At 70.9% G+C, this 251-nt stretch carries 1 pseudogene; it reads left to right on the top strand.

The window, feature by feature from the left end:
• Positions 1–251: pseudogene (locus tag AC5RUJ_RS19100) on the top strand (hypothetical protein); the annotation flags it as partial.

Here is a 251-nt window from a genome sequence, read left to right as displayed (position 1 = left end):
ACTCTGTCCCTCCACGACGCTCTGCCGATCCGTCGAAGCCGAGCGTGCCAAGATTGAAGCCGACCGCCTGCGCCAGGCTGCCGAGCAGCGGCAGGCGGACGCCCAGGGCATCCAGCAGGAGAGCGACGAGAAGCTGCGCCGCGCCGATGACCTGGACCCGGACGTCAACACCAAGGACCGGGACTCCCGGAAAGACCGCAAGCACGACGGCGGCGCCCACCGCGGCGACGCCGACCCCGACCGCGGTGTAG

The sequence above is a fragment of the Arthrobacter sp. Y3223164 genome, assembly GCF_059091005.1.
The sequence above is the reverse complement of the archived record's forward strand: the minus strand, read 5'-3'. Positions and strand labels throughout refer to the sequence as shown.